A 16481-nucleotide genomic window follows, 5' to 3' on the forward strand; every position below is an offset into this window, starting at 1 on the left:
CAGTGCGATTGAGCCAGCCATCGGCCACATGAAGACAGATGGCAAACTCGATCGGAACTGGCTGAAGGGAACGCTTGGTGACGCGATGCACGCTGTGCTATGCGGAGCTGGTCACAACCTGCGGATGATCCTGAGGAAGCTGCGGTTTTTTTACACCATTGTTCTCATCGCCCTGTTCATCCCTGTCGATCAGAGAGCATCCGCCGGCTGACGCCGACGACGGCCAAAACGAATTGTTCAGGGGCGACTCTCTAGACGGCGTACTTTGCGAAGGGGGCGTGCAGTACGCGTGGATCGAACGGCATAGCCGGCAATGGCCGGTTTCCGTGGCCTGCCAGGCGCTGGGCGTCAGTCCCAGCGGTTATCACAACCGTAAGGCCCGCGACGTTGATCCTGATCGGCCGCGCCGACGCATCAGCAACGATGCGCTGCTGGTCCACATTCGCGCCGACCATGCCGAATCCAAAGGCGAGTACGGCTGGCCGCGCGTGTGGAAAAAGCTGCTTGCGCAAGGCATTCGCGTGAGCAAGGACCGGATTCAGCGGCTGATGAAGCTGCATGGCATCAAGGCGCGCACCAAGCGACGGTTCAAGGCCACTACGGACAGCAAGCACAATCTGCCGCTCGCACCGAACCCTGCTGCAACGGGACTTCTCGCCGGCGAAGCCCGAGATATTCGGAATGGGCAACAGCCGCTGGCTGAACTCGTCGTCGGCCAGTTGCCGGGCCAGGTCGTTGATGAACCCATGGCTACCTTAGGGTTTTCGCGCGCGGTTTCACAAATCCTGTTCACCTGATGTAGGCGCAACGAGAGGCCGACGGTGGTCGCTAATAATGCTACTGCTGCTACAAACAGTTTCGTTTTCATTTATTGTCGCCGGCCCACTTTGCCATGTTTCGCGCATAGGTTATTGGTAAGACTGCGAGCGCATCTACACTCGGACAGTTATCCGTGCAGGTTTCCGATTCGGCTTCCGGAATCGCTTAATCATCGGCTCGATGGCCCGGCTTGTAGGTGTTGCTATCCGCCGTCGCGAGGCCCGGAGAAGTAGCCTCCTTGACCGCCTGACGTAGATCCTATAGCTGAAGCATGGGACGCTTGCGCTGCGGCAATAACGGAAGCAGTGCTGCCTGCCGCCTCCACTATCCCCGCCAAGGCCATGTCTCCGTGAGCCCGCTGCCGATGGTCGTGGCGTAGGTAATGGTGCAAACGAGTGCAATACAATCGCCGAAGCGGCGAGGATTGTCCTCATGATCCAAGACTCCGCTATAAGTGCTGTTACGTTTGATGTTTCCCAATTTTTGGAGCGGGCCGGCTTCCGACGACACTTCTTTCAGAATGCTTCGATTCAAGGCCTCCTGACTCACAGTCGGATCGAACGCCGGAATTCGCGCGTGGCTTCCTTCGCGCGTGTGCTAGCTTCGCGTGCGTCAGGCAGGGCGGCACACCATGCTGTTATAGCGTCGTTGGCAAGCGGTTCCCATTTGCTCACCCACGTACCCAGCACGGCGTGATTGCCTTCCTGTTCGCTGGCCATGCGAACGAGTTCGCTGGCCCAACGCCGATGCCGCTCCGTGTCGACGAGCTGCGCATCGGTAATAAGGCCGAGTAGGGTATCGCCGTTTTGGCGCGCCGTGACGCCGAGGCTGCGCAATACGGTCTCTTCCACAGCCGGGCGTACCACGAGGTTTAGCGCGACAAAGCATTCAGCCCAGTCCCACGCGGTGAGTGCTTGTTCGACGAGTTTGCGCCAGCCCTGCCAAGGCGGCCCGAGTTCCCAGCGGCGCCGCTCATCGCTGCCGAAGCCGAGGTCCGCAAAAGTCAGGGATAGTTCCTTGGTGCGATACGCGGTGTGCGTGAGCCAGCGCAGAGAGTCAGCGGTCTGGTATGCGGCACAGTTGGAGATCGTGGAAGCGGGGGCCATCTGGGCCAGATAAGCTGAGCCCATTTGCAGCGCATGAAACAGGAAGCGCGCGGGGGTATAGACGCGTGCGAGCGAGGCCGCCCATGGCCTGGCGAGTTGGGAGTCGTGACCGCGCGTGGAGAACTGGTCGAGGAGACCATATACGTAAGTTTCCTGACCATCCTGCAGCAGGTTATAGGTGCGATAGACGATCTCGTCTGGATCACGAAATGCGTTCCAGTCGGGATGTCGCAGCGGCGAGGCGTTGCGGTTGCGCTTGAGCCATTGCGCCATTTCGAAGTTTGGGTCCAGTTCGAAGGGGGCGTCAGGGTTGTCGGTGGTGTAATGCAAGTTCGTCGAGACGATCTCATACTCGCTTGGCTTGCGCCGCCGCGCGGCTAGATGGCTCCACGTTTTCAGCGGCGTAAGGACTTCGGGATGGGTCATGCTCGTCTCCGGTTAAAGCGTTTTCTCGTAGTAAAACCGCACGTAGCCTTCGGTTGTTTCGATGCGGCCTGAAAACGAACTGAGGCTGACTTCCAGCTCGGACATCATGAACGGTCGACCAAGCGTTTCCTCAAGCGTGGAGCGGCGCAGGATCAGTTCGCCGTCCGTATCGATGCGCACATACGCGAGTTTGTCGTCGACGCGGATCGTCTTGCCGGGGTTGTCTTCGTGCGCGGCTTCGATGACGCCCGCCGTAATGCTGCCCGCCCGAAGCACGGGACCCACGCGGTTGTTGCGGTAAGCCGAGGCGGTGGTTTCGATGGTCATGATCGGTTCTCTGTGAAATTCAGGAATGGGCAAAGAGGGTTTCAACGCCGCCCACCGCAACGAGAACGTCTTCGCCCTCGATCTTCGCGGGGTATGCGCGAAGCCGGGAGTCGCCAGGATTGATCCCCTTGCCGGTATTCACGTCGAAGGTCCATTGATGCGCTCGGCACATCAGCACGCGGCCGTCGAACTTTCCTTCCACGAGCGGAATGGCCTGATGCGGACAAACGCCCCGAAAGGCGCGCGGCTCGCCGCCTTCTGGATTAACCACCACAATCACGTGGCCATCCACCTCCGCTCCGATCATCTCGCCTGCCCACAGGTCGTCGAGCGTGCAGATTTTCTGGTACTCCATGTCGACCTCATTCGTCGCAAAAGATGAATTCGAGCGTTTCCATCGGCTTGATATCCGTCTCGCCGAGCTTTGCCTTGCGCGCGTAGAACTGCTCCGCGCCCTGGCGACGCACGCGCACAACCTTTTCAGGCCGTGGGGCGACGCGTCGGCCCACCGAATGGAGCGAGGCGGCGGCCGCCACTTCATCTATCGTATTGCCGGTATCCACCGGCAATAGCTGCAATACGAAGTCGTATTGAAAATTTGAGATCACATGGAACAGTGCCATGTCGTCCTCTTTTGCGTGGCAGCCTCAGGCGGCCTCTTTGTTGTCACGGGTACCGCGGTACGATTCGACCCAGGCATACTGGTGCGCGTCGTCGCCCATTTCGCCCGGCGCGAGCCCCATGTAGTTCAACGCGCCCAAGAGGTTGGGTGGCTGGATATGACCGGCGAGGAAGCGATCGACGAGCGTGAGGTGATCGCGGTAACGAACCGGGTCCTGCTGGAAGACCCAGCGGTCGATTTCCGAATTGAAGTGATACGTGCGGCCGTTATGGTCGAGAGGGTAGTCCTTCACGTTCCAGCCATCGCCCGGAATGGCGCAAATGGGCAACTGGCTCATGTTGCAAAGGACAGGTAGCGTCTCGGGCATCGTAAGTTCACGGCGGCCGACGAGCAGGTTTTCGATAATGACGTCCCATACCTTGCCGAATGAGTTGTTCCAGCCGGGATATTTTTCTTCCAGCCAGTCGCGGCATTCGGGCGTCACGCCCGCTGCAGGGTCCCACCAAACCGTGGGACGCCAAAACCAGATGCCTAGCTGATAGGCGTGGTGCTGGTAATCGAATTCATTGATCATCTGGTCCCAGTACCAGGGCAAATCGAGGCCGAGATCGATGAGTGTCCGCTCAAACTGACTGACGATCCACTCGCGCGCGAATTCCTTGAACGACTGCTTGCGGTGTTCGATCGGCGTGGCGTAGTCCATCGACGATCCCGTGAGCAAACAGAACAGGCGCCATGCCCGTGCGATTGCGACATCCACGAGCTTCTGGGCCTCCGTTTTACGGCCGTTTGCGATCAGAATGTGCAGCGCCGGGCCGCCGATTTGCGCATGCCGCGACTCGTCCGTTTGAATGCTGGAGATGAGGCTTGCGAAAGTGAAATCGCCGACGTCGACTGCGTCGGCCGCCAGGCCGAGGAACTGTACATTGGTGAAGCCCGTTTCGAGCGCGAAGGTGAGCATAACCGCGATCTCGATCGCGCTGCGGGACATAAAAAGGTCGTCAAATGTGTTGCGGGCGGCAATTGCACCCCACTGGTTCGTGTGATAGGCCTTGTGCGCCCAGTCAAACTGCCTGTCCTTTGCACAGTAGTCGTGAGGGAAGTGGAGCTGCAACTGCCCGTGACGGTTTTCGTCGAGCATGCCGAAGGTGGCCATGTTGCGCATCCCTGGTGCACGGCCGAAGCGAACCATGCGTGCTTCGGCGCTCATTGCCGCATACTCGCCGAGTGCGATGGCGCCGTAATGGGCCTTAAGGATGGAAAGCCAGCCCGGATCGGTATCCTCGAAGCTGCGGCTGGAATTCAGGGCTGCCTTCACAGAATAGACGCCAGCATCTTTTTCGCGCTGGATACGGACGTACTCGGGATAAGACGTCTTGTATGGCTCGTCGTAGCTTTCCCAGTGGACCATTGGAATACCTTGCGCGCCAGACATGATGTCGGGAAAGAGATCCGACTCCGACACGTACGACGGGGTCCAGTTGGTGGCGCGGGCGATATCGTACCAGTCGACGCGTTCCAATAACGCCATGGTCAAGTCTCCTTCGTAGGTCGCGGTTTGATTTGCCGGAGCACTATGGCATCCGCCGGGCAGCTTATCTCACAGCAAAATCAGTGCCAATGTGCGGACCTCCTTTGCATTGGCGAGGAAGAAGTCCCGGGAAAGGGAGATTGAAGATATACGCGCACCCGTTGCCGGGGGGGCGATCCGAATGCGCTAGTTTCCACACGCAAGGAGTTCGACAAAAAGCAACGCGGGCAAGCGCGAAAGCCGCGGCGTGACACAAGGCCGCGGTACCTCTGATTCTCTTTCGCGGGGCCGAATCCAGTCGGCATTAAGAGTCGCTAACACAACCTGGACATCAAGCCATGGACGCCATATCCTGGCGACATGGCAAGACGAAAAATCAGTAGCGAATTCTGGGCGGCGCTGGAACCATTGATTCCTGTATTCGAACCGTCACCCAAAGGCGGTCGCCGACGTACGGTCGACGACCGCGCAGCATTGAACGGCATCCTGTATGTCCTGCAAACGGGCATTCCGTGGGAAGAGCTGCCGCAGGAACTTGGTTTCGGCAGCGGTATGACATGCTGGCGACGACTACGAGATTGGCAGGCCGCAGGTGTGTGGGAGCAACTGCATCTGGCGATGCTTCGTCGGTTGCGTGAGCATGACCAGATTGATTGGGAACGGGCGAGTCTTGATGCCGCCAGTGTCGCCAGCCCCCGGGGGGCCAGGAAACCGGCCCCAACCCGACAGACCGGGGTAAGCTCGGGTCGAAACGACACATCGTTGTAGATGCGCGCGGTATTCCGTTGGCCATCACAGTCACGGGTGCCAACCGGCACGATTCGATGGCATTCGAACCCACGCTCGACGCCATTCCAGCAGTGTCGGGGCTGAATGGCCAACCGCGCAAACGTCCGGGTAAGCTGCATGCAGACAAGGGCTATGATTTTGCCCGCTGCCGACATTACCTCAAGCGCCGCGGCATCACAGCCCGTATAGCCCGTCGAGGCGTAGAAAGCAAGGAGCGGCTCGGGCGGCATCGCTGGGTGGTCGAGCGCACGCATGCCTGGTTTGCCGGCTTCGGCAAACTGCGCATTCGCTTTGAGCGTCGTCTCGACATTCATGTTGCGTTGCTCTCCCTTGCTGCTGCCGTTATCTGTTCACGCTTCGTTGACGACTTGTGTTAGCGCCTCTAACTGAGGGTGCGTTCCGGGTCCTTCTCGTCTCGGGATGGTTCTGTCTGCCGACATAACCACAGACCCAAGCCCCCGATCCTTGATTCCGAATGAGATAGCGCGTCAGTCGCGACCTGAAAACACCAGGCGGGAATGTCTAGATTGTCATATAGATAACGCGCACTGTAGCACTTCTTCAACAAAACTCGGACAAACGTTAAAACGAACTGTCGCGGTCAACTGATTCCGGGCAAGAAGGTTCTTTCGGTGACGGTGTTGCCTTGTAGGCGGTGGGCAACAGGCGAGCCCGCGTGGAGTGCAAGCGCGCCGAGCCTCATTGTGGTTTCCGAGCCGCAATGCGGAGCTCGGGCATGGGGAGGCGTTCAGCGACTACAGGCGGCCGTGCATCCAATAAAAACATCGGCAGTACTGGTCTGCGCGTAGTGAGACAGTAATCGAGGGCAAGGTGATGATATCAGTGTTGGCTCGCCGTATTTTCCAATTAATGAGACCAATCACGGCGGTGCGCATCTATATTTGTTAAGTAATGCTATTCGGTATATTCAAAAAAACTTGATGGCGCATAGTTTGCTTGTTGGCTACCGTTGGCTCTACTCGATGGCAATAACGGCGATCTACGCTTCGTAGTCGCAACGCGCGAGCTTTGCAAGGATTAGGCATGCCAAAATACAGGCTGACATTAGCTGTGCTCGCTTTTGCCAGCGAGCCGGCGGGCGCGCAGTACGATGGTACTTACTACACGTGGGGTCATCACGTCCGCATAACATGCGCGCCCAGTGCACCCAATCTGTTCTGGCGGCGCGTTGGCGGGCCATATTTTGACGGTGACTGTACCCAGACGCTCCCGGCCCGGCCGGCTACAGCGGCGTCGCTCGGCGCAGCCGGAGAAGGGGCAAACGAATGAAAAACGCCGTACTGGTCTCCGTATTGTGTGCAGCCGCGTTGCTCCAGAACGGTTGCGAAGATGACCGCGGGGTTGCGTCTGCTACTGCCGTCGCACTTTCCTCGTCGAGCAATCCAAACGAGCCGATTGCCGTTGGGGCAGCCGCTCACAAAACTAATGTGCCACTCGATCCGCCAGCCTCGCTGGTTCCACCATTCGACGAGAATCCTCCACCGGCAGAGTCGCACCCGCCATCCGCCGGTTGCAGGATTACGAGAGTCACGCCATGGTATGAGGAGCAACGGTTCTTCAGTGTGTTGCCGGGCAACTCAATGCCGTTCGCGGACCAGATTCTCGGCGCATCGGGCTTCGCTCACTTTGGTTCTGACTTCTCGAAGCAGCTCTGTGGGGCCGACGCAAAACGGTTCTCTGGGGGCGCGGAGCACGTTGTGAAGATCGCTGGCGAAGGATTATGGAAGGCTGCTGTCGATCGAGTGCAGGGGCGCTCTGTCAGTGGCGCCCAACCGCGCAGCGACGACCGCATGTTGTGCTGGGCGCGCTCATGACACAGATACTGCGCCAGTGGGCCGCGCAGGTAACGCTCAACCGCTTACAGCTCCAGTGCGTGCTGGAACGCGCATCGCGCGGACAATATGCCGTCCATTTCCAGCCGGGTAAGGGCGCTACGCGAATCATCATCAGCGGGTTCGATCCGTTCACACTCGGGACACCCGGTGCAAATAATCCGTCGACCAATATCCGGATCGGTAATCCATCGGGGGCAATTGCGCTCGCGCTCGCCAATCGTAGTATTGAGCTCGTGAATGGCTCCATCGCATCATTCGAAACCTACCTGCTACCGGTGGACTACGATTCGCTCGCAAGGGGATGAAGGAGCATACGATCGAACAATTCTTCATCGGTGACGCCCGAGTCGATGCGTCAATTACGATGAGACAGGGTGGCGAGCGCGGGTTTTGGATTGAGAACTGGCACGGCCGCTATCACGCGGCCGCATTCGCAGACTACGTCGGGACGACGATTGGAGACCCGTTCGGCGCTCCACTGTTGCCTGCAATGCCGTATGCGGACATGTATCCGCCAGAGGACGTGCTCGGCACGACCCTCAGCCTTGGCAACCCGACTGGGCCAGAGCAATACACGATAACTAGTCGAACCTGAACAATTCGGAGAGCCTTGTGCGGCGGAGCTTTGAGGCCGAAATGGTGTTGTGAGATCTTCAGGAACCTGGCACATTAACGTGAGAATCCTGCATTTTTCGATGAGGTGAGGATGGGTCCGAAGACGCCTGTGACGGAGGGAGATTTCTTCCGCCAACCGCTGCGCGAACAGATCAACCTGAAGCATCCGTTGATACGTTTGGCCGACCTCATCAACTGGGAGCGACTTGGCGCATCAATGAGCGAAAGCTTTGTATCGCGCAAGGGTCGACCGGCGACGTCTCCCAGGCTGTTCGGCGTCACGGATTTTGGGATCATTGCCGCTTAACGGACCAAAGTGTCGTGTGAAATGCGTCCAGTGCTCGATATTGGCGAGTACGTCCAGCACATTGCGCACAGGCATGCGCTTGACGATCCGCGTCAACAACCGTGCCGAGAATAGTCATCAGCCAACCCGGGAACGCGAACGGCGTATGCGGGGCTTCCGCCTGCCCGAGCGTACTCAAGCTTTCCTGTCGAACTTCGGCCCGATCCGACAGCACTTTGCCCTCAAGCGACATCGGCTACCGGCTTCAAGCTATCGCTAACAACTCGCCTTGCGATTTGCTGCGTGGCATCGCTTCACCGTACTCACCCAAAATCCGTCTACCGCTTTTTGAGCGACTGATCGCCCCTGCCAGCATTGCCTTGTCTTCTCTCTAACGTGACAAAGCCCTCCGCCGACGACGACAAGATCGAAGCACATGGTCATGATCGGGGCACCTCCCACCAAATCGAAACGGCCTCTATAGCCTCATCTCCGACGTTGTGCAACTGGTGACGCTCTCGAGGGGCGAATTGAACCGAGTCGCCTGCCTTCAACTCGATGCTCCGGCCGTCGACTACCGCACGACCATGTCCCCTGGAGAGATGCCAAAGTTCTGCCACGTCATGCGCTTCCGCAACGGTGGCGCAACCGGGAGCGACGCGAAATGACGCAAGCCGGAAAGGCGCCTTGGAATGTTCGCTCGCCAAGCCATCGAACTCACGCATGGTCACACCGATAGCACAGGTGGTAACGGGGCCGCACGCAACCGTTCCATGTCGAATGCCGTCAATGTCTCCGAAGCGCGCGCTACCTTCGATTAAGACGCGATCGCCCCTTGCGTCCAGTCCTAGCCGCCCACCGCTAGCTGAGGCTTGCAACGCACGCAGACTCGAGCGGCCCAAGCGCTCGGACCAGTACGGCTGAAGCTTGCAATGCGCGGACACACACACCTGATCCTCGTCGATGGAAATCTCAGGCGCGAAAAACCGCGACACGATGTCATATTCCGCGAGCGAACCGTTTGGATCGGTACGTGCGGTCAGCACGACGCCACGACATTCAAGGCCGCGAATTGCAGCGAAATCCGGCACAAAGCGCGTGACGATAGACTCTTCCGCGACCACGGCAATCAGATCATCATAAGCACGCCGGCATTCGACCAGCGGCACACCAAGCGCGTCCGACACGGTGCGCGCCGTCGCCCTGTCAGCGGCGACGCTGAGAATGCGAGGGAAGCTCATGGTGATCGCATCGCCAGCGCGCGTGATAGCAAGCACGCCGCTCCTCGATCCGAACGTCAGCGCGTGGCCCGGCACTTCCCCTCGAGTAAATAGCCAATGCGCCGCCGCGAGCGTCGCGTGCCCACAGAGCTCGAGCTCGGCACTAGGCGTAAACCATCGTATGTCGAAGCACGCGAGTTCGTCGTGGTCCGATGACGGTGCCACAAAGGCAGTGGTCGGCAGCTTCGCATAGTGAGCCGCCGCTTGCATTTGCTCGGCCGGAGGAAATTCACGCAAGATAACAACGCCCGCGGGATTGCCACTAAAACGGTCATCAGCAAATGCATGGACGACGTTAGGCGCCTTCTGCAGCTCCGGCGGCAACGACGCATGAGACATTCCGGCGAGATCTATCGTGGTGAAGCCGTGCTTTCGAGTCATGAAATTTTCTCCGTCATCTCTTGCGATGGCTTCCGCGACGCCGCCAAGGTTTCGCCTGACCACGTGATAGCACCGCTCATTACACCGCAATCGAAGCGCTCCATACGGAGAATGGCGTTCAAGATTCGCGCACTGCGCCATGAAAGCAGACTGAGGTAGGGATCTGCGACCCCATACTGCGAGCGCGCACCGTTTTGCAGATAGAGCCGACAGCCGAGCGGCCCATCCAGGACCACGGAAAAATCATCGCGTATCTCAAGCTCCGTATCTCCTAATGTGTTTTGCACAAACGACAGCCGGCTTCGTAAAGGCTCGAGTAACCGCGGCAGCGAGGATCTGTACCCTGTGCAGAGAATGACGACATCCGCATATGCGTGCATCACATCGCCGTTCACGCGGTCACGCACTGTCAACAAATAACCAGGCCCGTCGAGACTCATTGCCTCGACCGACGAATCGATCCGTATCTCGCAGGCGCCCGGCCTTGCCTTATGCGCCACTTCGCGCTCGTACAAGAGCTGATAGATTTCCCGAAGCGTCGAGGCGCTGACGCCATCGCCCGCCAGTTCCTGCCCCATCAGAAATCGTTCACGCGCCTCGCGTGAACACCGTTGGAACCACATGCTGTGTTGGGGAAAGAACCATTCATTGACGAATGGGCTGTCTTCGAGGGCGAACAGATTTGGCCGACGCGACACCCACGTAATCGATGCCGGTTCTCCATGTAACCCGCGCAGTAGCGCGCTGACGACTTCGGCGCTGCTTTGGCCGCCGCCTACCACCGCCACGCTCGAACCTGAAAAATTCCGCTTTTCATTCAGGAATGCGCCGCTATGAAAAACGTTCTTTCCGCGAATTAGGCGTGCGAAGTCAGGAATGAACGGTTCCCGGCCCACACCGATGACGACCGTCTTCGTGCGCACCGTTTCTTCCTTGGCACGCACGCAAAATGAATCGCGATCTAGGTCGATTTCATTGATGGCCGTGCCGAAGCGGATATTGGGCAACCGCATGGCAGCCCATTTCAGATAATCTTGAAACTCCTGCCGCGTGATACGGTCCAACCCGCACACGACGGCTCGATAGAGGCGCCGGTGGTCCTTCAGGTACGCAAGAAACGAGTATGGGTTGGTCGGGTCGACAAGCGAGACAAGGTCTTTCAGGAAACTCGTCTGCATCAGTGCCCCGTCGACCATCAATCCTGGATGCCACGCAGGCTCAAGTGCTCGCTCAAATACAGTCACGGCAAGCTCACGCTGGTTATACGCAAGCGCAGCGAGACTCAGGTTTGCTGGACCTGCACCAACGGCGACGACAGACTCTCTGCTCATTTGACGACCTCGCGACGAAAATTTACCTTGGAATGCTCGACTACCTGCAGTCAAACCGGCTCTGACATCAATAGTGCGTCGTCACCGCGGGCCGCGGGCTTCCCGAGTGGATTCGGGCTAGCAACAGGACGTTTACGGAGGCAATGGCAAGCGTTACCGTCAGCATGAGATTGATCCCGCCGTGAGCGACCAGCATTCCAGCGATGTAGGGAAAGCCAAACACGCCGGCAAAGTACGCGATCGTGAAGACTTGGGAAGTGACCGGCACGGACAATTCCGCGTCGCCGGCAAGATTGACAGCCATGCTGTTCAAGGTCGAATAGGTGAGTCCATAGCCTATGGCGAAAACGCAGGCGCTGATTACATAGACAATTGAGCTGCTGCGGTTCCAGATGAAGAGCGCTAGCGCGGCGAGTGTGGCGATGAACAGCGCGAACGCGAGCTTGCGAACAGGCAGCCTGCTGATTGCTGGCGCAAGCGTGAACCGGCATACTACGGTCGTCAAGGTGAACGTCAGGAAGAAAAGTTCCGCGGGCAGGTGTCGAGATTCTGCGTACGCCGTCTGGTAAGTCGAAAGCCCCGCAAAAGCGCAGGCGGCAAGTCCGATCATCGCAATGGGCATGCGGGTGGTCGAGCACAAGACCGATGCGGCCTGGGAAGGTGTGATGCCAACCGCTGCCATCGATAAGTGCGGCGTGCCTTGCATAAGCTTCCGGACTATCGCGAGTGCGACGGCAGCAGAAAGGCAGACACAAGCCAAACCGATATAAACGACGTAAAATGAACCGAATCGGTGCGCGAGGAAATGGCCAGTAGGTGAAGCGAATCCGAGTCCTGCCATTTGGGCGCCTGACAAAAGCGTCAAATATCTGATCCGCGCTGAAGGCTTCAAGTGGTGGATGATCTGGAGCGGCGCCAGGATATTGAACGCCGACCAACCTAGACCCAGCAACAGTCCACCGGCGAAGGCAATCCTCAAATCGACGCGTGTCAGCCCAAACGCGAGCATCGCCGCGGACATCGCCCCGGCAGCTGCGATGATCGTCGACATCAGTCCGATCCGTTGCGCTATCCAGCCGGCGAACAGCGAACTGATGATCATGGTGAAGATGCCGCTCGAAATCACGGTGCCCGCCATTGAAACGTCGAGCCCGCTTGCGCGCAGATAGTCGGCCAGCAGAAAACTTGCCCCATAGGCCGCCGCAAGCGCAGCGCTCGCAACCAGGAACGGTATGAACGCGGTGGCCTTGAGCGCGGAAGGCAGTTCGGCGGGTGCACTCATGAGTCCATGCTCGCAGGAAGGCAGTTGGAAAGATCATGCTCATGCAACATTCGCGACTCGTGGAGATTGGGCGCCTTTGCATCCGGTATCTGACGGGTTTCCGGAAAAGCGGATGCCGATGGAGTTTCGGCATGTCCAAGCCATACCCAGATGGCGTCGGCGGTGCGCGGCATCAGCGGGGCAGCCAGGAATGCGAGGCCTTTGAGCCACGTATATGCCGTGGCTGGCGTGCGCGCTTCGTTGGCGAGATCCAGCCATGCCATAAGCGGCTTTGACGCCAGCGAAACCCGCAGCTTGTCGGGTGACAGCGCGGCGCTTTGCTCACCATAGAGCTCGACGAGCCTCGCGAACAGCGACGAATCGAATGCCGGCTCGCCGCGAAAAGCCGGATTTTCGACTATCGTGGCGCAGGCGCTTGCAACGAGCGTCCCGACCGTTGAGACGAGATGATTGTGACGGCCAAGCATGTTGCCAACACGAAAATCTGTTTCCTCTTCCTCGGGACATATTTCGGAGAGGTACACGCGCAGCGCATCCGTGTTGATGCCGTTTATGTTTCCGATATCACCAGCCCAGATTACGTGGCCGCGGCTAGTCGAGAACTTGCTGCCGTTCAGCTTGAGGAAGTAGTTGAAGTTCACGCTGTCGAAAGGACGAAAATTTTCCTGCGCAAGCGCACAACCCGTGACCCCGACGAGCACCGGAATTGTATTGTCGATCCCCGTCGAGCCGATCAGGAATGTGTCACTCCCATGCGAAAAGGGATTCGCCACACCGCGCTCTTGTGCATACCGTTCACCGCAGTAGAGATGGTGCGTATAGCAGCCTGCGGAATAGCTAAAGAGAATCTGACGATTCACGCAAGCATCGGCTTGCCATGGAACGCCATAGAGCCCGGGCAACGTCAATCGCATGGTGCCCCCGCACCGATCGACGTATCGTTGCGCGATACGCGCAAACGGTGCCTCGATGTGCATTTGCTCCCATTGCACAGTTAGCTGGGTCGGATTCCGCATGTTCAGGAAGTACGACTTGCTTTCTACCCACTCAGTGATTGTTCCCCGTCGTGAAACGGGCTTTACCGCATCCCACGGCTCGAAGTGCATGCCGCAAGCTTCACAAAAGAAGCTGCCGGCCGGCTTCAAACAGTTAGGACAACATGCGGCCAACCAGGCGCCGATGGAAAACCGGTCCTCTATAGGTGCTGTGGAAGGCAACGCATCGTCAACAGGCAGCCGTTCGTCGCGTAGTTGGACTTGGTCGCTTTGTCCCAGTCTGCGCATCAGTGCTTCCCGCACACCAAAAAACGTATCGATGTTGGTGCGATGAACGGGATCATCAAACCTGTCGAGATGAATATCGAGGGCCTTCAAATCGGTCCCGATCTGCTCATGAAATCGCGCGGCCATCGTTGCCGGATGTTCTCCGAGCTGCGTCGCTTTCGCAACGACATGATTTTCGAAGCCGTCCGTAGTGAGTCCGTACCAAACATCATGTCCGCTACGACGCAAGGCGCGTGCGAGGATATCCATTCGCAAAAAGGGACCACCCGCGTGACCAAGATGTGCGCGTCCGTTTGCGGTCAAATTCACGGGCGAAATAACAATTTTACGCAGCGGCGTGCGTGTATCACCTAACCCGACAAATCCAATTGCATTCCGCATCAGGTCTCCCATTCAGGTAACCAACGTTGCGCAGGATTATTTGACCGCGCTGGTAAATTGCAGATAGGTCAATATCCACTCCTATTGCACAAGGAAAAGCATACGCAATATTTGGGCCGACGCCACGATATGTGCATCGATCAGCAAGGCGCGTCGGGCGCAGCCGTCGTGGAACTCACTGAACTGCGATGGCTTGCGCGTTGCCATTTCGGACGGTAAGTCGCGCGGTGGAAAAATCCGGTGAGCAGGTTCACGAGGGTCCGTAGAGCCAGAATGTTGCTGGCGCTGCATGCGAGTAAGACTGTTCCAACGGAGCCTGGTCAGCAGTGCCTGGCGTGACGCATTTCTTCCATTCGCGCCGACGGATGTTGGAAATGGCGGTTTCGAGACAAACGGTGCTCGAAAGCGCACACCGAACATCCTTGAAGCCCTTGGCGCTGCGAAACGATTTTTCCAGCGCCGCCAGCAGCTTGAGGGCCCAACGATGCTCGGTTGAATGATCCACTGAAAACTGATTGCGGGTTTTCTGAAGGGATCGAATTTGTCTGCGAGCCCCATCTGCCACGGCCCGGATTTTTCTGGACACAGATTGGTAGTGTCGCGATAAGGAGATGAGGTCAAGTCTGGTGTATGGGCGTTGATAGCGGGCGACGTCAAGCGGCGAGTTTCTGCTGACCCGGTTGATCGTCTTGCACCGGCTCGCCGTCCTGGAAGGCAATGCCCTCCAGCAACAGCTGGATCTGTTCGGGGCCGTTGATCCGGTGCCAGGTTTTCTCGGCTTCCTCGATCAGCTTGAACGCCAGACCGAGGAAGGTCGGTCGCGACACGCAGTTGCGCGTACGTGTAGTACGGTGGCGCACCGTCGCGAACGTCGACTCGATCGCGTTTGTTGTGCGCAGGTGCTGCAAGTGTTCGGCCGGGAAGTCGTAGAAAGCCAGCAGGCTCTCCCGTGGTCGAGCAACAATTAGCTCAGTGCCTTGGCGTGACAGAACCAGCATGGGCCCCTCGACAACCTGGCGGTGCCTAAAATCAGTGCGTCGACCCGGCTCACGGGAGAGCGGCGTACGCCGCGCAGCCTTCGTTTTTGCTCGCCCAAGGGGGCTCTGGTGCAAATAGGGCGGGGGCGAATCGGTTAAGGTGTCGGGCTGAACGAATTGAGAACCGACGATGAGCAAGCTGAAGAGCCTGGACGAACTGTTTGCAGGCCGTCACTTTGACCGCGATGTGATCATTCTGTGTGTTCGCTGGTACCTGCGCTACAAGCTTGGCTTGCGCGATCTGGTCGAAATGATGGCGCAACGGGGTCTGGCGCTGGCCCACACGACGATCCTGCGCTGGGTGCGGCGCTTTGCACCGGAGTTCGTCAAACGGTGGAATCGCTTCGGCAGGCCCACCGGCCAGTCCTGGCGTGTTGATGAGACTTATCTCAAGCTGCGCGGCAAGTGGGTCTATCTTTATCGGGCGGTGGATCGGGTGGGCCAGACGATTGACTTCATGCTCCGTGCAAAGCGCGACGTGGAGGCGGCAAAAGCCTTTTTCAGGAAGGCGATCAAACATCAGGGCCAGCCACCGAAGATCATCACGCTTGACGGCTATGCGGCCTCGCACCGCGCCGTGCGCGAGATGAAGGCCGATGGCTTGCTGCCTGAGGACACGAAGGTCCGATCCTCGAAATATCTCAATAATCTGGTCGAGCAGGACCACCGCAGCATCAAGTCCCGGACGAAAGTCATGCTCGGCTTCAAGCGTTTCAGGAACGCAGCGATCACTCTCTCTGGTATTGAGTTGGTACATCGCATTCGCAAGGGCCAATTCGGCCTCGCGAAGCTCGGCCTCAAAGATACCACTGCGCCCGCAGTCTGGGAGGTCGTCCTGTCTGCTTGATGAGGTATCCTCTATATAACAACAATCTCGTACACACCGCCTATTTGCACCAGAGTCCCCTTATCGAGCTTCGGTCCGATTCGCCAGCACTTCGCGCGCAAGCGACATTCACTGCGTGCATCACTCTATCGCAAACAGCTCGCCGCACGCTTTGCCGGCGTGGCATCGCTTCTCTCACCCAAGTTCCGTCCAATTTCTGGGCAAATGCACGTCCTGTACGCTCTTGCGTCTCGAATACCTTAACGTGACAACGCCGTGCGCTTGGGCCATTCGTGAAAATCT

Annotated in this window: 14 protein-coding genes and 7 pseudogenes; 10 read left to right on the forward strand and 11 right to left on the reverse strand. The window is 58.3% G+C overall.

Translation table 11 applies throughout. The features are described 5' to 3' along the window. Both M3I56_RS39000 and M3I56_RS39005 read left to right on the forward strand, forming a co-directional pair. Nucleotides 1-211 (forward strand): annotated as a pseudogene (locus M3I56_RS39000) (IS5/IS1182 family transposase); the annotation flags it as partial. 46 nt (nt 212-257) lie between these two features. After that, nucleotides 258-672, forward strand: a pseudogene (locus M3I56_RS39005) (IS3 family transposase); the annotation flags it as partial. 692 nt (nt 673-1364) lie between these two features. Here M3I56_RS39005 and M3I56_RS39010 read toward each other — a convergent pair. Genes M3I56_RS39010 through M3I56_RS39030 form a run of 5 tightly spaced genes read right to left on the reverse strand, consistent with a single transcriptional unit; the run spans nt 1365 to nt 4831 of the window. Then, entirely contained in the window at nt 1365-2351 is a 987-nt protein-coding gene (locus M3I56_RS39010) for an aromatic/alkene monooxygenase hydroxylase subunit beta (protein ID WP_133190561.1), read from the reverse strand. A 12-nt stretch (nt 2352-2363) separates the two neighbouring features. After that, nucleotides 2364-2678: an MmoB/DmpM family protein gene (locus M3I56_RS39015; RefSeq protein ID WP_133190563.1), complete on the reverse strand. Its 315-nt coding sequence runs from the start codon at nt 2676-2678 to the stop codon at nt 2364-2366. Between the two features lie 19 nt (nt 2679-2697). Beyond that, on the reverse strand, nt 2698-3033 hold the full coding sequence (locus M3I56_RS39020; RefSeq protein WP_133190565.1) for a Rieske 2Fe-2S domain-containing protein: 336 nt from the start codon (nt 3031-3033) through the stop codon (nt 2698-2700). 7 nt (nt 3034-3040) lie between these two features. Next, entirely contained in the window at nt 3041-3301 is a 261-nt protein-coding gene (locus M3I56_RS39025; protein ID WP_133190567.1) for a toluene-4-monooxygenase system B family protein, read from the reverse strand. A 24-nt stretch (nt 3302-3325) separates the two neighbouring features. After that, nucleotides 3326-4831 carry a toluene monooxygenase gene (locus M3I56_RS39030; protein ID WP_254344764.1) on the reverse strand — a complete coding sequence of 502 codons (1506 nt, stop codon included), beginning with the start codon at nt 4829-4831 and terminating at the stop codon, nt 3326-3328. Between the two features lie 360 nt (nt 4832-5191). Between M3I56_RS39030 and M3I56_RS39035 the strand changes: the two genes are divergently transcribed. The 6 genes and pseudogenes from M3I56_RS39035 to M3I56_RS39060 form a co-directional block, all read left to right on the forward strand. Beyond that, nucleotides 5192-5997 (forward strand): IS5 family transposase gene (locus M3I56_RS39035; RefSeq protein ID WP_254358461.1). Its coding sequence is split into 2 segments (ribosomal slippage): nt 5192-5522 and nt 5522-5997, totalling 807 coding nucleotides; the frame shifts between segments, so codons are not numbered across the junction. 909 nt (nt 5998-6906) lie between these two features. Continuing rightward, complete coding sequence (locus tag M3I56_RS39040) at nt 6907-7455, forward strand: hypothetical protein (RefSeq protein ID WP_254346244.1); 549 nt, start codon at nt 6907-6909, stop codon at nt 7453-7455. Further along, nucleotides 7452-7781, forward strand: coding sequence for a hypothetical protein (locus M3I56_RS39045; RefSeq protein ID WP_254320801.1), 330 nt, complete (start codon nt 7452-7454; stop codon nt 7779-7781). The genes M3I56_RS39040 and M3I56_RS39045 overlap by 4 nt, the downstream gene beginning before the upstream one ends. Then, nucleotides 7778-8071: a hypothetical protein gene (locus tag M3I56_RS39050; RefSeq protein ID WP_254358462.1), complete on the forward strand. Its 294-nt coding sequence runs from the start codon at nt 7778-7780 to the stop codon at nt 8069-8071. Before M3I56_RS39045 ends, M3I56_RS39050 begins: the two co-directional genes overlap by 4 nt. A gap of 111 nt (nt 8072-8182) precedes the next feature. After that, a pseudogene (locus M3I56_RS39055) lies at nt 8183-8362 on the forward strand (IS5/IS1182 family transposase); the annotation flags it as partial. 127 nt (nt 8363-8489) lie between these two features. Next, nucleotides 8490-8729, forward strand: a pseudogene (locus M3I56_RS39060) (IS6 family transposase); the annotation flags it as partial. A gap of 88 nt (nt 8730-8817) precedes the next feature. Here M3I56_RS39060 and M3I56_RS39065 read toward each other — a convergent pair. The 6 genes and pseudogenes from M3I56_RS39065 to M3I56_RS39090 form a co-directional block, all read right to left on the reverse strand. After that, nucleotides 8818-10038, reverse strand: coding sequence for a PhzF family phenazine biosynthesis isomerase (locus M3I56_RS39065; protein ID WP_133190573.1), 1221 nt, complete (start codon nt 10036-10038; stop codon nt 8818-8820). After that, nucleotides 10035-11369 (reverse strand): lysine N(6)-hydroxylase/L-ornithine N(5)-oxygenase family protein, encoded by a 1335-nt coding sequence (locus M3I56_RS39070; RefSeq protein ID WP_133190575.1) that lies wholly within the window; start codon nt 11367-11369, stop codon nt 10035-10037. The genes M3I56_RS39065 and M3I56_RS39070 overlap by 4 nt, the downstream gene beginning before the upstream one ends. A gap of 67 nt (nt 11370-11436) precedes the next feature. Further along, nucleotides 11437-12651, reverse strand: a complete 1215-nt coding sequence (locus M3I56_RS39075) for an MFS transporter (protein ID WP_133190577.1) — start codon at nt 12649-12651, stop codon at nt 11437-11439. Then, the gene (locus M3I56_RS39080; RefSeq protein WP_254320778.1) at nt 12648-14327 is read right to left on the reverse strand and encodes a class I tRNA ligase family protein; all 1680 of its coding nucleotides are present in this window, start codon (nt 14325-14327) and stop codon (nt 12648-12650) included. Before M3I56_RS39080 ends, M3I56_RS39075 begins: the two co-directional genes overlap by 4 nt. Before the next feature lie 418 nt (nt 14328-14745). After that, nucleotides 14746-14823, reverse strand: a pseudogene (locus tag M3I56_RS41815) (IS6 family transposase); the annotation flags it as partial. 145 nt (nt 14824-14968) lie between these two features. Further along, a pseudogene (locus M3I56_RS39090) lies at nt 14969-15271 on the reverse strand (transposase); the annotation flags it as partial. A 220-nt stretch (nt 15272-15491) separates the two neighbouring features. Between M3I56_RS39090 and M3I56_RS39095 the strand changes: the two are divergent. Next, nucleotides 15492-16199 (forward strand): IS6 family transposase, encoded by a 708-nt coding sequence (locus tag M3I56_RS39095; RefSeq protein ID WP_375541875.1) that lies wholly within the window; start codon nt 15492-15494, stop codon nt 16197-16199. 57 nt (nt 16200-16256) lie between these two features. Continuing rightward, a pseudogene (locus tag M3I56_RS41475) lies at nt 16257-16355 on the forward strand (IS6 family transposase); the annotation flags it as partial. Nucleotides 16356-16481: the final 126 nt, after the last annotated feature.

The organism is Paraburkholderia sp. CNPSo 3281 (assembly GCF_024206515.1).
Lineage (GTDB): Bacteria > Pseudomonadota > Gammaproteobacteria > Burkholderiales > Burkholderiaceae > Paraburkholderia > Paraburkholderia nodosa.

Bases quoted from the DNA above. Each gene is read 5' to 3' on its own strand.
- M3I56_RS39080 (WP_254320778.1), bottom strand. From the start codon at position 14,327: ATGGGAGACCTGATGCGGAATGCAATTGGATTTGTCGGGTTAGGTGAT.
- M3I56_RS39010 (WP_133190561.1), bottom strand. From the start codon at position 2,351: ATGACCCATCCCGAAGTCCTTACGCCGCTGAAAACGTGGAGCCATCTA.
- M3I56_RS39030 (WP_254344764.1), bottom strand. From the start codon at position 4,831: ATGGCGTTATTGGAACGCGTCGACTGGTACGATATCGCCCGCGCCACC.
- M3I56_RS39075 (WP_133190577.1), bottom strand. From the start codon at position 12,651: ATGAGTGCACCCGCCGAACTGCCTTCCGCGCTCAAGGCCACCGCGTTC.
- M3I56_RS39025 (WP_133190567.1), bottom strand. From the start codon at position 3,301: ATGGCACTGTTCCATGTGATCTCAAATTTTCAATACGACTTCGTATTG.
- M3I56_RS39045 (WP_254320801.1), top strand. From the start codon at position 7,452: ATGACACAGATACTGCGCCAGTGGGCCGCGCAGGTAACGCTCAACCGC.
- M3I56_RS39040 (WP_254346244.1), top strand. From the start codon at position 6,907: ATGAAAAACGCCGTACTGGTCTCCGTATTGTGTGCAGCCGCGTTGCTC.
- M3I56_RS39050 (WP_254358462.1), top strand. From the start codon at position 7,778: ATGAAGGAGCATACGATCGAACAATTCTTCATCGGTGACGCCCGAGTC.
- M3I56_RS39070 (WP_133190575.1), bottom strand. From the start codon at position 11,369: ATGAGCAGAGAGTCTGTCGTCGCCGTTGGTGCAGGTCCAGCAAACCTG.
- M3I56_RS39015 (WP_133190563.1), bottom strand. From the start codon at position 2,678: ATGACCATCGAAACCACCGCCTCGGCTTACCGCAACAACCGCGTGGGT.
- M3I56_RS39020 (WP_133190565.1), bottom strand. From the start codon at position 3,033: ATGGAGTACCAGAAAATCTGCACGCTCGACGACCTGTGGGCAGGCGAG.
- M3I56_RS39065 (WP_133190573.1), bottom strand. From the start codon at position 10,038: ATGACTCGAAAGCACGGCTTCACCACGATAGATCTCGCCGGAATGTCT.